Below are 12,498 nucleotides of genomic sequence, written 5' to 3'. Positions count from 1 at the left end.
CATGCAGGTAGGTGTCCAGGAAGATGCGGCTGGTCCTGATGCGGAAGGTGACGCATTCAACGGCGCCTGTCGGGGGCGCACGGTTTTCGATCACATCACCAGCCGTTGGGGTGTGCTGGTCCTCGCGGCACTGCGATTGGGCCCGCTGCGCTTTTCCGCATTGCATTCCAGGATCACTGGTATGAGCGAGAAGATGCTGTCGCAAACGCTGCGGACGCTGGTTCGCGACGGGCTGATCGCCCGTACAGTCGATGCCTCCGTGCCACCGAAGGTCAGCTACGCGCTCACCTCGCTCGGACGTGGTGCAAGTCAACCGTTGCAGGGTTTACTGGACTGGATATCGGCGCACAGCGCGGAAGTAGAACAGGCTCAACGCAATCACGACAACGTGCGAGCCGCAGAGGCTTGATCTGCGGCTCGGTCGGCGGGATTCGCAACGTGGCCTGCTTGCCACCGCGCGGCCCAGGTGTACTGATCTGAGGGGTTGGGGACGCGGCTGGCGGGTGGGTGTCCGTCGAGCGCGGTGTGGCCGCGGTGGTGATCGTAGGTGTGCAGCCAGCCGGTGAACGCGGCGCGGCGTTCGGCCTCGGATGCGTAGGGCGCGCAGGGGCCCATTCCTCGAGCAGGGTGCGGTTGAATCGTTCGACCTTGCTGTTGATTTGGGGGCGCTAGGTTCGGATCTGTTTGTGTGTGATGGCGGTATCGGCCAGCGACTGTCCCCACAAGCCAGACCTGTGGCAACTGCCGATCGTCGGTGAGTGCACGTTTGATGGTGATGCCGTTGGCGGCGAAGAAGTTTCGTGCTCGAGCCGAGAACGCGACGGCGGTTTCCTTGCGTTCGTCGGGCAGGATCTCGCTGGAGGCGAGCCGGGAATGGTCGTCGAGGGTGTCGTGCATGTAGCTGGAGCCGACGTGGCTGTCTCTGTTGCGGTCGCGGATCTTGCCGGCGGTGCGGGTGCGGTTGCGTTGCCCGACTCGGCGCCCGAGGACGCGGTGCCCGCTTCTGTTGGCGATGTTGCCCAGCTTGTTGATGTCGACATGCACCAGATCCGCTCGTGCGGGTGCTCGTAGCGGCGGATGACCCGGCCGGTGGCACGGTCGAGACGGGTCAGCTGATCCGGTGCGCCGTGGCGGGATTCAAGCCCGGCAGGCAGGTGATGTGTGCTGGCCCTCACCGGCGCAGCACCCGGAACTTTGATGATGCGTCGTTCGGTACGGGTCGGTGTCCGGTTCGGGCTGTGGTGCGGGCGGGCTGGACCTGTCGGTCATCGCGGCAGCTCCCTGATCGCGGTAGCGGTCGGCCCATCGTTTGGTGGTGGTGGGTGAGACTTGGAACCGTTCGGCGGCCCGCCGCAGCGGCCAGCGATCTTCGACGACTCAACGCGCGAGCCGCAACCGGCCCAACTCCGGCAACGGCGCATTGCGGTGAGACACGAAGACCTCCGACGGTGTTGTGCTTGCTTGGCAGCTCGCAGTTCAGTCGGAGGTCTTTGCCATGTCAGCTCGCCACGCCGTCACCAACGTCCATGGTCAGTACACGTGCCTAGCTGGCCTGGCTAGGAGACGAGGCAGCCGGTGGCGTTGGGTGTGCCGGGCGTGCCGGGGGTTGTGGTTTTGGCGGAACCGGTGGTCAGGCATTCCATCAGGCTCTTCAGGAGTGCGGTCGGAAAGGCGGAGGAACCGGACGCCGGTGAATCGGCGATTGTTGCAACGTCGGGGGCCTGTGCGGACGCCGCAAGCGGGGACAGGGACACACCGAGTGCGATACCGGACATTGCGACCAGGCCGATTGCCATGCGCTTCATATGTTCTGACCTTTCGGAAATTGGATATCTGACCGACCTTATCGAGGACGAATCGGAATGAAATGCCAACATTTCCATGGGCGTTCGTAGACCCAGTCGACGACTCGCCAATACGCGTAGTGGTCGACGTAGCCGAAGGCCCGCGGCGCCATTTTGTGGCGGAAATAGTTGCATCAGGCCTGCGGGCATTCGATGACTTCTGTGGTGGGTCAATGCCCGCACCTTGTCCATCGTGGAGGCCAGTGCCTTTTTCGATGGTTAGGTGTAGATGGCCCGTTTCCCGGTTTCGCCAAGCTCGGCGCCGGATGCGTCGGCCCAGGAAGTCGGGCCCCTCGTCGATGTGGCAAACCCTCGTTTTCTCAACCGACAGGCGCAAGCCCATCGGAGCGAGCGCTGAACCAACCTCATCCTAAAGCGCTTCGGCATCGATGCGTTTCCCCGCGATCATGACCACGAAGTCGTCCGCGTCAGTGTCTGGAAGTCGCTGTGCGACGGAAACGATCGATTCGTCGATGGCCGGCGCAGTTTGACCGAATGACACCGAATCCCACGCCAAGGCACCGTCTTCGCGCGCTGATGGACGATGCGTCGACGCTCGGCGTCATGGCGATCGCCGTGGCGCTGCTGATGATCGGCGGTGAGTTCGACTGTCCGGCGGGGTGATGACCGCGGGTTTGGGTGGCGGCTACGGTACCGGCTGTAGCTACCAGGTGTCGGCCACCGTGGACGAGGACGCCTATCGGATCACCTTCATGGACAACGACTATCCGATTCGCAGCAACGGCAACCTCCAGGTTTCCGGTAACACTGCGTCGCTGGCCTGGATGCGCTCTACCACCGGCACGCACGTCGTCCCGGCCTTGTTCACCGTCGGTGATCAGGCGCCCGCGACGACGACCGTACAGGTCGGCGGTGGCGGGGTCAGCCTGGGCAGCACCTGTCTCGCCCAGTAGTGGCGGATCGTTCTGCCCTGCCGGTGCCAGCGGTCTGCCAGCACCCGGCGGGCAGACTCGGGTCGGCCGGTGCACCAGCTTGCCGGCGGCCTGGACCGACTTCGACGGGGGCGAGGCCCGCTTCCTCGACGACGTGGGCGCCTGGCAGACCGTGGAACCCTCGACCGACTTCACCTCCACCGCCATGCTGGCCTTCGCCTTGTCTGAGCTTGCCGTTTAACCAGTTCGATTTGGTTGCCTTTTGTGGCGGGTCGGACGGTGCATGCCTCGCCGGTGGCCAGGATTCGCCCGACGTCGTGGCGGGCGCGGTGGCGGGTTGGGAGGGCCGGCGGGTCCGAGGCGGGTGGGTTTCGGGTGCACCCGACCCACTGACATCGAGTGATGAAACCGCAGGTCAGTCGGTGACATTCCGGTGATGACTCGCAGAACATCACTAAAAGGGACTTCGAAACCGGCACCCGAGCGGGAGGACCTGCGGCATTTCTATCCCTCGCCGCAGCGCTACCGCGACAACGCGTCCAAACAATGGATCACGCACCTGCACCAAATGCACGTCGTGTTGTTCCATCGGGGTCAGGTCGCCACCGAGCCCCGCAAGAAGATGCCGTCCTGGGAGCCGCCCCTGAACCTGCCCCCGCGGATGCTGGTCGTCGCCGAAAAGTGGCTGGCCGCAAGACGTCTTACCGATCGCCCCTCAACGGTCAGCAAGCTGGAGTTGGGGGCCTGCCGGGATACGAGCGAAAGGGGCAATGCCCGTAACGCTGCCGGTCAGCGCTGCGGAAGGTCTGGCTCGGTGCCGCGGGTTGCTGATTAGGGCTGTCAGGCGTCGTTGTCGGCGAAGGGCGGTATACGGGGCCAGCCGGGATACGGGCCAAACCTGCCGCGGCGTGTTGCAGTGTCTGGCCAGTGAGCTGAATGTCGATGACCGCGTTATGCGGTGGGCGCTTGGGCGAGGTGGGGCTCGAGGGCGCGGTAGAGGGTGGAGCGGCCGATCTCGAGGTGTTTGGCGATGGCGGTGACCGACTCGCCGCGTTTGCGGCGGTCGATAGCGACGGCGAGGGTGTCGGGGTCCACTGCTGGGGGGCGTCCGCCTTTGCGACCTTGGGCTGCGGCGGCGGCCAGTCCGTCGAGGGTGCGCTCGCGGATCAGCTCGCGTTCCATCTCCGCGGCCATGGCCGCGACCATGAACAGCATCTTCTCGGCCATGGTCTGACCGTTGGGTTTGTGCAGGCCAGCGCAGATGCCGGTGAGGATGTGCAGGTTGACCTCGCGGGCGTGCAGCTGGTCCTCGAGCAGGACGGGGAGTTCCTTCATCGAGCGCGCGACCCGGTCCGGCTTGGATCACGAGTGTGTCGCCGGACTTGAGCATGGCCAGTGTCGTGCGCAGCTTCGGCCGGTCGCCGCGCGTGCTGGCGGTCTCCACGATGACCTCGCGGCAGTCGGCCGCCTCCAGTGCGTCGAGTTGGAGCTGGTGATCCTGTGATCGTCCGGACACCCTGGCGTAGCCGATCCGGACGGTGTTGGTGCGCGCCATCCCCGGATCGTCCCGCAAAACTGTCCCGGAACTCAACGTCGGACACCCGGTTGCGGGACGCATTTCGGGACGGCCTGTCGTGGGCTTTCGCGACCGCTCGGTGGTCGTCCCGGATTCGACCGATATCGGGACGACCACCCCGCCAAGCTAGACGTCGACCGAAGAGAACGACGACGAATCGAGACAGCGATCAACGTCGCCCGCAAATGTTTGGACCGACCGACCCGGCTACCCGGCGCTTGCGGTCGCCGACTGAATTTGCCGATGAAGGCTGCCGCCGAACGTTCGAGTCACATTATGCCGCAGCGTATCCGGTGAATTCATGCGCGGTCACGGTGACCATGCGACCGCCCATCGCCCGCACCTGCGAGTGGACTCTGGGATCACCACTGGGCGGCAACAGTATCGACCACACCGGAGTTCCGTCGACGCCATCGATCGCCTGCACGGTGACACCGTCGGTCAGGATGAGATGGGTTGCGTCGGTGATGCCGTCATAGCTGGTGAATTTCGTGGCGTGTTCGAAAGGCGAGGGCCGCTGCCAGATTCGATGCCCGTCGGCGAGATCGAGCCCGGAAAGCGTTGTGCCATCGAGTGATCGGACGATCACGGTATCGCGCACCACACCCTCGATCGCGTCCTTGCGCCCGGCTGTGTCGTCGATGCCGATCTCGGGATTGGTCCACAGGATCGCGCCGGTGGTGCGGTCGTAGGCGCTCTCGCCGGTCAGGATCGGCAGTGGCGACGCGGTGGCGACCGGGTACCACTCGAGCATGAAACTGGCATTGGCGACCTCGGTGATGCGGTGCCCGTCGCGACCGAGCAACGCGACCTTTCCCGCGCTGCCGCTGCGATCGATCACCTGCGAGGCGATCATGCCTCCGTCGAAGACATAGCCGACCGGTCCGGTGAAAAGCGGATCGCCCGTGTGCAGATCGTAGACGCGAATGTCGCCGTAACGCCCGTACCGGAAGTAGTTCGGTGCTCTGATGATGGGAATGACGGGCTCTCCGGGAACCACTGTCGGAAACGTCTTACGCCAGCTCGCGGCGATATCGGAGACGGTTCCGCGCGTGAAGACAGCGGTCTGCCAATCTGCGGTTCGGCCCGCCACCGTGACGACACCGTCGCGAGCGTCGACCTGCTCCACCTCGAAATCGGTGATGTGGTCGGTGAGCACCGTGCCCGTCGCGCTGTCGACGATCAGGACCCGATGGGTGTCCCAACAGCTCAGCAGGCCCTGAAACACCTGCTCGGCGCAGGCGGCGATCGCGCCGACATCGATTGTCCAGCGCGGCTTTCCGGTATCGGGGTCGATACCGTGCAGTCGCACCGCGCTGACCGGCTGCCCGGCCCCGCCACCCGCGCTGTCCGGCACCGCGGTGGCCGCCACGATCGTGGTCCCGGCATCCATCGGCGTGCCGTATCCGTAGTAGACGTTCAGACTGTGCGGAGCGGACAGTAGAACCGCGCCGGGGTCAGCGGACAGATCGGCGGCGCGCACCGTCCAGCGAGGAGTGGGTGCGGAGTCGAGGGTGGGGTCGATACGAAACTTGCCGCCCACCACCGGCGTTGCCTGCTGGGACTGCCGTGGCGAGCGGTCCGCCCATACGAACGCCGCGACACCCACCACGACGGCCACGACCAGCACCGCGATCCAACTTCGACGCCTGTTCGGACCGGTGAACCACTGTGCAGCCGTGTTCATGCGGAGAGGTCTCCTTCATACATCTATCTGGACCAGGCACTGGCCGAACTGTGCGAATCTGCAAGGTATCAGCCATCGTTGAAGGGTGGCGATCGCGAGGACGACCCATCGCTGGTGATTTCCCATAGCTCGAAGATCAAGTTCTCGGCGCGGTGGGATTCGCCGACCTGGAGATGCCGCGTCTGAGGAAGCAAACGAGCTTCAGATGGTGACGCCGCAGTCGATCTCGACCATGATCGGGACGATGTAACAGACCCCAGCGGGTGGTGGCCATCAAGAACCCTTCTTCGAAGTGACACGCTGCCGCGTCTGGCGTGGCGCGGGGGCGGCCGCGGTAATGTCGCCGGGGAACAGCGCCCCCAGCACCAGGTCCAGCGTGGTGACCGGCACCGCGTCCGGTGGGGACAGATCCAGCACCCAGTCGCCGAACCGGCGGATGTGTGGGTGATGTACGGGGAGATCGTGGCCAGATCATCGGTGTCGATCGGGTGCCCGTCGGAAGCCAGCGCGTTCGCTGCGGCGGTGATGTCGCAGGCGTTGGAGTAGATCACGCAGTTCGCGAGCAGCTCGTTGAACTTGACGATCTTCTCCTGGTAGTCCGGGTCGTTGCGCCCGATCGCCTCGCCGCCGAAACGCAGCCACGCGGAGAAGCCGTGGAACGCCTCGGCCTTGTTGGTGATCGCGGTGATCTGCTCCCGCAGCTGCACGTCGGCGAGGAACCGTAGCAGCGTGATCGTGCGGATCACCCGTCCCATCTCCCGGAACGCCCGGTAGAGGCGGTTCTTGCGGGAGTTGTTGCCCAGGCGGCGCAGCAGCGTCACCGACGACAGGCGGCCCTCGCTGATCGAGATCGCAGTGCGCAGCAGATCGCTCCAGTGCGTCTCGATCAGTCCCCAGTCGATCACGTTGTCGCCGAACAACGAGTCGATGTGCTCGAAGCCGGCGTCGGCGCTGGGCCGGTAGAAGTTCAGGTCGGCCCAGTTACGGATACGCGGAAGAAGGTCGAATCCCAGCAGCGCCGCCAGCCCGAATACCGGCAGCGACTGGCCTTGGGTGTCGGCGTGGATGGTGTCGGGCTGGACGTCGGAGTCGTTGCGCAGCAACCCTTCGATGATGTAGACGGCCTCCCACACCCCGCACGGGATGAAACGAGAGAACAGCGCAATGTAGGTGTCGGAGATGTGCCGGTAGGCGATCCCGCCATACCCGCCATAGCGGATATGGGACTCGGCGAGGATGTTGTTGGCCCACGTGTCCACCTGCGCACCGTCCACCGCGACCACACGGCCGTCGCCCCACATGCCGGCGACGTCGAGCTTCGCGAACTCGTTGATCACGTCGGTGGACGCGGCGTCGATCTTGGCGCAGGTGGTGTGCTTGTTCGCCGCGATCGACAACTCGTGCGCCGACACCTGGTCCCGCATGTGCCGCGCGACCTGCGCCGGGCCGAGCAAGGTGCCGTTGGCAAACACGGTCAGGACGTAGCGGGCCATCGCGTCGCGGATCTTCGGGTCCGACCCCGACGCCGGCCCGAAGTGTCGCGGCCACCCGACCAGGTGCGCGGTGCGAGCCAGGATGTCCAACAGCCCACGCTCCGGGAGCCGCTGGTGGATCGCCTCCTCAAGCGCGAGCGCCGACGGCCGCCGGTCGACGCCCTTGCGGCGCCGCAGGACCGGGCGCCCGTCCTCGAAGGACAGATAGGTGTTGTGCGGGAGCCCGGCGTCTACTACCGCGGCGATGTCGCCCAGGGCCGCCCGGTAGTGCGCCGTGAGCTCCTTCGGGTCCGACGGGATCCCGGCCTGGCCGCAGAACTGCTCAGCCAGCGGCACGCACTCGTCCCAGGACATCAGCTGGGCGTGCAGGTTGGCGTAGGAATCGGCGCCGACCAGCGCGATATCCCCGGAGCGCAGCTCGGAGGCGAGGTAGGAGAACACACACACCTCCGGGTGGCGGCGCACCAGCTTGCCCGGCCGGTCGCGCACCAGCAGGATCTTGCGCCACGCCTCGGTGACGAAGTCGATGTCGATTGCCACGGTCACCGCGTCGACCCCACGCACGACGGTCACCTTCTGCGGGACGTACTCGCCGGTGCGGCCCCGGATCGCGCGCAGGAACTCCACCGCGTCCAGCACGCTGTGATCCGCGCTGGTCGCCTCCAGCTCCAGGGTGTCGAGCAGGGTGAACAGCGCCGAGCGGTGGCTCTTGTAGAACTTCTCCTCTCCAGCAACGGCAAGTAGTTGTTGCCGTGGTGCGCCGACCTCATGCGCCGCCGACACTGCTCCACCCCACCCGCGGCCGCCAGCGTCTTCAACAGCAACCGACCGGCCCGCTCGGCCACCGCCGCGGCCGGTCCCGCGCCGTCTCCGGCCGGGGCGGAGGCCTCCCGAGCGCCGGCCAACACGTCGCCGAACACATCGATCAGCCGCTCGGTCTCGGCGCGGTGCTGCTCACGCAACTGCTCCAGCCGCTCTTCGCCCTTCTTATGGATCACGGCCATCCGCTTGCAGAACATCGTCGCGACCTCGTCCCGAGCGCAGGTGCGGCACTCATGGATCAGGCTCGCCAGCAACGTCAGCCGCTTCGCGTCACCGATGTCCCGCATGTCGCCCACGTCGGTCACCCGGGCATCACCAGCGAAATGCGCGATCTTTGTCGCAGGGATGCCGTCGAGCCACTGCTCGGTCACGCCGAGCTCGTCGAGCGCCTGCAGGTAGGCCAGGCGCAGCTTGAACTTGCCCAGCGTTGCCGTCTTCGCCGGTGTCTTCAACCGGTCGAACTCACTGCGCCCCGATGTCGGGTCCCGCCACAACAGCCGCGTCAGCCGGGCCTTGGCAGCCAGGTCGATCCGGGCCGCGACCATCGCGTACAGCGCGGTGTTCGTCTCCGCCCGGATCGCCGCGACCAACCGGTCCAGCGTGGAGAACCCGGGCAACTCGCACCGCGCCCGCACCAACTCCTCCAAGGCCACGTTGATCAAATCAGCCGGGTTGTCCTTCGTCGTGACCGCCCTGCGGATCGCCTCCTCCGCGATCACACGGGCCTTGCCCGCGTCGTACTTCACACCCACCAACGCCCGGACCAGCCCACGATGCCACTTCGCGGTCCGGTCCGCGTCATGCTCGGCCCTCACCTCATCGGACAGACCCAGCAAACCGCGCACGTGCTCGACCACCACCGCGGGAACCTCGTCCAGCTTCGGGAAATACCCCAGCCGCTGATACGACTTCAGCCACACCACCAAGGCCAGCAGATGCTGATCGCTCTGCGTCTTCTCCCGCGCCCACGCGACCTCGGCGACCGTCGGCGTGAACGCCTCAACCAGCTCCCGCGCGGGAACAACTCTCTTGAACCGCGGATACGCGGTGCGATCGATCGCCGTCACAACCCAGACCCCGAGCAAGAAACCGACGTAACGCAGCGCAGCCTATCCAGCCCGCGCAGTCCGACACTGGTCGGGTTTTGTCACCCCGAGCTCACCACCCCGCTGACTGACAACCTCGGAGCATATCCGCCCTGCCCAGCAGATTCGGGAGCTCATTGCCTCTTTCGCTCGTATCCCGGCAGGCCCCCGAGTTGGCCATCCGCCGCTTCGGGGAATGGCTAGGGCACCACGACCCTGACGTTGTCTCATGGGCGGACGTCACGCGCGATCACTGTCTGGAATGGCTGGCGCACCTCACCGAGGAACCGACCGGCCGCAGCGGCAAGCCGCTCGGGACCGTGTCTCGCATTCAGCGCGGATCCGGGTTGTCCCAGTTCTTCCGGGACACGGCGGCCTGGCAGTAGGACGACGTCCCGGGCCGGAGTTTGCTCGGAGCCGGTGATTTTCCGAAGAATCCGATCAGGGTTCCCCGGTTCATCCCGGACGACGAACTCGACCGGCTGATGCCGGTCATCAGCGCGCTCGCGTGTTCATTCCAGCGGGCTGCGTTGCTGATTGCACGCTGGTCCGGGGCCCGGCGCGACGAGATCCGCCGCCTCCCACTCGATTGCCTGGACCGCTACGCCGACGGCACGGGTCGGCTGCGGCTTCCGGCGCGCAAGACCTACAAGGAGCGCGTCGTCCCCTTGCACGACGATGCGGTCGTCGCACTGGAAACCATCATCGCATTGCGCCGGAACGCACCCGAGCGGCCGTTCACCGACGAACTGACCGGCCAGCCCGTCCGCTATCTGTTCATGCAGCACGGCAAACTGCTGTCGACTTTCTACCTGTTCGACACGCCAATCCAGAAGGCATGCAAGGCCGTTGGACTGGTAGCACCAGGCGGACGAGGCGGCACTGGACGAGGCACCGTGACCTCCCATCGATTCCGGCACACGGTCGGCACACAACTCGCCGAGCGCGGGCCAAACTGCACACGATTATGAAGGTCCTCGGGCATTCGAGCGTGAGCATGGCGCTGGTCTACGCCCAGATCAGCGACCAAGAGGTCCTGCGGGACTACAAGGCGGTGCTCGAACCCGGCGCGAACCTCGCCGGCCCCGCAGCCGAAGAGCTGAAATCCGGTGCCTTGACTGAGGAAGCAGTCGACTGGCTGAAGACGAACTTCTTCAAGACCGAGCTCGAACTCGGTCACTGTCTGCGTCTGCCGCAGGAAGGGCCATGCGAATGCGATCTCTACTTGACCTGCGCGAAGTTCGTCACCACTACCGCCTACGCGCCACGGCTGCGGGCCCGGCGACGGGTCGAGCAAACGCTGGCCACCGATGCGGCGGCACACGGCTGGGACCGCGAGGTCGAACGCCACAACTGCACCGCCAAACGGATCGAGAAACTGCTGACCGATCTCGACCAACTACTCGAAAGCACTGACGACACAACGACAGAGGACCGCCTTGATTTGTCCACATAATGACCCTGGTCAACTTCGGGCTGTTCGACCTGCTCGGGATGCAGCTCTCGCCCCGGATCCGGGACCTGGGCCGGATCACCCTGTACCGTCCGGACCCCGCCGCGACACCGAAGCCCGGTTCCCGCATGCCGGACCGTTGATGACCCGCCGTGCCAACCTCGAGCTGATCGCCGAACACTGGGACGATCTGCTGCGGCTGGCCGGGTCGCTGAAGTTCGGGCACGCCACCGCCTCCCTGCTGGTCGGCAAGCTGTCCGCCTCCGGACGGCAGAACACCCTCGCCACCGCACTCAAGGAATACGGGGCCCTGCGCCGCGCCGTCTACGCCGCCCGCTACCTGTCCGATCCGGACTATCGGCGCAAGATCTCCCGCCAGCTCAACAAGGGCGAATCCCTCCACGCGCTGCGCCGAGACCTGCTGTACGCCCACGAGGGCATGATCCGCGCCCGCCAGCTCGACGACCAGACCGAGCAAGCCTGGTGCCTGACCCTGGCCACCAACGCGGTAATCGCTTGGACCACAGAGTATTACGGGCTCGCCGTGGACCAGATGCGCCGAGCCGGGCGCCGGATGGACAACGAAGTGTTGGCGCACATCAGCCCGGCGCACAGCGAGAACATCAACTTCTTCGGCGCCATCGAGGTCGACATCGACGCCGAACTCGCCCAGCTCGGTCCGACCGGATACCGGCCGCTACGGGTACGCGACACCCTCTTCTGACTTCACGGCTCCGGGCGTGGCTGCGGTCCTCATCGAACTCCGCGCTGCTGGTCGCGCCGCTCGAGACGGCCAGCGCTGAATTAGAGTGTTCCGGATGCCCGACCCACTGCATTTCGACAACCATGCTGAGGTCTACCACCGGGCCAGGCCGCCGTACCCGGCTGTACTGTGGGCCGAGCTGCAAGATCTCGGAGTGCTGCGGCCAGGAATCCGAGCCATTGATCTCGGTGCCGGTAGTGGACTGGCCACCGGAGGACTCCTCGAGGCGGGCGCGTCGGTCGACGCGGTCGAACCAGGCCCGACCCTGGCGGATCGTCTGCGTCGGCGCTGTCCAGCCGCGGTCGTGCACGCCGTCACGGCCGAGCAAGTTGAGCTGCCCACCGGATTCTATGATCTCGCGGTCGCGGCCACCGCCGTGCATTGGTTCGATCTCGAGGTAGTCGTGCCGAAATTGCATCGCTTGCTGCGACGCGGCGGCCATTTCGCCGTGTGGCGCAACGCCTTCGGCGACCCCACTGTCGCGATCACGCCGTTTCGCGAGCGAGTCGCCGAGATCGTGGCCCGCCGTACAGCGGTGGAACCACGGCGCGTGCATGGTGAACTCGACACCGACGCGTGGGCTGCTCGCCTGACCGCCAGCGGGCATTTCGTCACCACGCATTCGCGCCACTTCCCGTGGTCGATCGAGATGCAGACCGACCAGATCCGTGACCTGTTCACCACATTCAGCGACTGGAAGCCCGCCGAAGTGGATGAGGCAGCTCGAGCTGTGGACGAACTCGGCGGCCGGGTGACCGAACACTATGTCACGCCACTGATCGTGCTGCGGCGCAACGAATCCGCCAACGCCTGAACACACGGTGCAGCAGTCGGGACCGCGTTTGATCATCGCGTCGGCCGCGCGATCGACTCCGCCGGACT

At 65.8% G+C, this 12,498-nt stretch carries 14 protein-coding genes and 3 pseudogenes; 9 read left to right on the top strand and 8 right to left on the bottom strand.

The features are described 5' to 3' along the window. Position 1 precedes the first annotated feature (1 nt). The gene (locus tag ACYVKL_RS37350) at positions 2–409 is read left to right on the top strand and encodes a winged helix-turn-helix transcriptional regulator (protein ID WP_379172495.1); all 408 of its coding nucleotides are present in this window, start codon (positions 2–4) and stop codon (positions 407–409) included. Here the strand turns inward: ACYVKL_RS37350 and ACYVKL_RS37345 are convergent. The 3 genes and pseudogenes from ACYVKL_RS37345 to ACYVKL_RS37335 all read right to left on the bottom strand — a co-directional run bounded on the left by ACYVKL_RS37345 (position 379) and on the right by ACYVKL_RS37335 (position 1,805). Then, positions 379–1,044, bottom strand: coding sequence for a hypothetical protein (locus ACYVKL_RS37345; RefSeq protein WP_379172493.1), 666 nt, complete (start codon positions 1,042–1,044; stop codon positions 379–381). The two genes, ACYVKL_RS37350 and ACYVKL_RS37345, sit on opposite strands and share 31 nt — an antisense overlap. A gap of 93 nt (positions 1,045–1,137) precedes the next feature. Then, positions 1,138–1,365 (bottom strand): annotated as a pseudogene (locus ACYVKL_RS37340) (helix-turn-helix domain-containing protein); the annotation flags it as partial. A gap of 191 nt (positions 1,366–1,556) precedes the next feature. Further along, a complete protein-coding gene (locus tag ACYVKL_RS37335; protein ID WP_379172491.1) occupies positions 1,557–1,805 on the bottom strand; it encodes a hypothetical protein in 249 nt (82 codons plus the stop codon). A 534-nt stretch (positions 1,806–2,339) separates the two neighbouring features. Between ACYVKL_RS37335 and ACYVKL_RS37330 the strand changes: the two genes are divergently transcribed. From ACYVKL_RS37330 to ACYVKL_RS37315, 4 genes are all read left to right on the top strand, one after another. Next, a complete protein-coding gene (locus tag ACYVKL_RS37330; RefSeq protein ID WP_379172489.1) occupies positions 2,340–2,468 on the top strand; it encodes a hypothetical protein in 129 nt (42 codons plus the stop codon). Beyond that, positions 2,468–2,758, top strand: coding sequence for a hypothetical protein (locus ACYVKL_RS37325; RefSeq protein ID WP_379172488.1), 291 nt, complete (start codon positions 2,468–2,470; stop codon positions 2,756–2,758). Before ACYVKL_RS37330 ends, ACYVKL_RS37325 begins: the two co-directional genes overlap by 1 nt. Before the next feature lie 79 nt (positions 2,759–2,837). Beyond that, positions 2,838–2,978 (top strand): hypothetical protein, encoded by a 141-nt coding sequence (locus ACYVKL_RS37320; protein WP_379172486.1) that lies wholly within the window; start codon positions 2,838–2,840, stop codon positions 2,976–2,978. 195 nt (positions 2,979–3,173) lie between these two features. Next, on the top strand, positions 3,174–3,572 hold the full coding sequence (locus tag ACYVKL_RS37315) for a hypothetical protein (protein ID WP_379172484.1): 399 nt from the start codon (positions 3,174–3,176) through the stop codon (positions 3,570–3,572). 116 nt (positions 3,573–3,688) lie between these two features. On the opposite strand, the gene ACYVKL_RS37310 is transcribed toward ACYVKL_RS37315, so the two are convergent. The 5 genes and pseudogenes from ACYVKL_RS37310 to ACYVKL_RS37290 all read right to left on the bottom strand — a co-directional run bounded on the left by ACYVKL_RS37310 (position 3,689) and on the right by ACYVKL_RS37290 (position 9,382). After that, positions 3,689–3,919 carry a helix-turn-helix domain-containing protein gene (locus tag ACYVKL_RS37310; RefSeq protein WP_379172657.1) on the bottom strand — a complete coding sequence of 77 codons (231 nt, stop codon included), beginning with the start codon at positions 3,917–3,919 and terminating at the stop codon, positions 3,689–3,691. Then, positions 3,911–4,292: pseudogene (locus ACYVKL_RS37305) on the bottom strand (recombinase family protein); the annotation flags it as partial. The gene ACYVKL_RS37310 and the pseudogene ACYVKL_RS37305, both read right to left, overlap by 9 nt. Before the next feature lie 295 nt (positions 4,293–4,587). Continuing rightward, entirely contained in the window at positions 4,588–6,000 is a 1,413-nt protein-coding gene (locus ACYVKL_RS37300; RefSeq protein WP_379172482.1) for an outer membrane protein assembly factor BamB family protein, read from the bottom strand. Positions 6,001–6,068: 68 nt separating this feature from the next. Beyond that, positions 6,069–7,847, bottom strand: coding sequence for a Tn3 family transposase (locus tag ACYVKL_RS37295; RefSeq protein ID WP_379172655.1), 1,779 nt, complete (start codon positions 7,845–7,847; stop codon positions 6,069–6,071). 215 nt (positions 7,848–8,062) lie between these two features. Further along, positions 8,063–9,382 (bottom strand): DUF4158 domain-containing protein, encoded by a 1,320-nt coding sequence (locus ACYVKL_RS37290; protein ID WP_379172479.1) that lies wholly within the window; start codon positions 9,380–9,382, stop codon positions 8,063–8,065. 425 nt (positions 9,383–9,807) lie between these two features. Here ACYVKL_RS37290 and ACYVKL_RS37285 point away from each other — a divergent pair, with 425 nt between their 5' ends. The 4 genes and pseudogenes from ACYVKL_RS37285 to ACYVKL_RS37270 all read left to right on the top strand — a co-directional run bounded on the left by ACYVKL_RS37285 (position 9,808) and on the right by ACYVKL_RS37270 (position 12,430). After that, complete coding sequence (locus ACYVKL_RS37285; protein WP_379172475.1) at positions 9,808–10,371, top strand: tyrosine-type recombinase/integrase; 564 nt, start codon at positions 9,808–9,810, stop codon at positions 10,369–10,371. A 20-nt stretch (positions 10,372–10,391) separates the two neighbouring features. Further along, positions 10,392–10,856, top strand: a complete 465-nt coding sequence (locus tag ACYVKL_RS37280) for a hypothetical protein (protein WP_379172473.1) — start codon at positions 10,392–10,394, stop codon at positions 10,854–10,856. Next, positions 10,850–11,577: pseudogene (locus ACYVKL_RS37275) on the top strand (Tn3 family transposase); the annotation flags it as partial. The gene ACYVKL_RS37280 and the pseudogene ACYVKL_RS37275, both read left to right, overlap by 7 nt. 94 nt (positions 11,578–11,671) lie before the next feature. Continuing rightward, a complete protein-coding gene (locus tag ACYVKL_RS37270; RefSeq protein ID WP_379172471.1) occupies positions 11,672–12,430 on the top strand; it encodes a class I SAM-dependent methyltransferase in 759 nt (252 codons plus the stop codon). Positions 12,431–12,498: the final 68 nt, after the last annotated feature.

The organism is Nocardia tengchongensis, from assembly GCF_054781395.1.
Note: the sequence above shows the minus strand (reverse complement) of the source record. Positions and strands in the feature narration are given on the sequence as shown.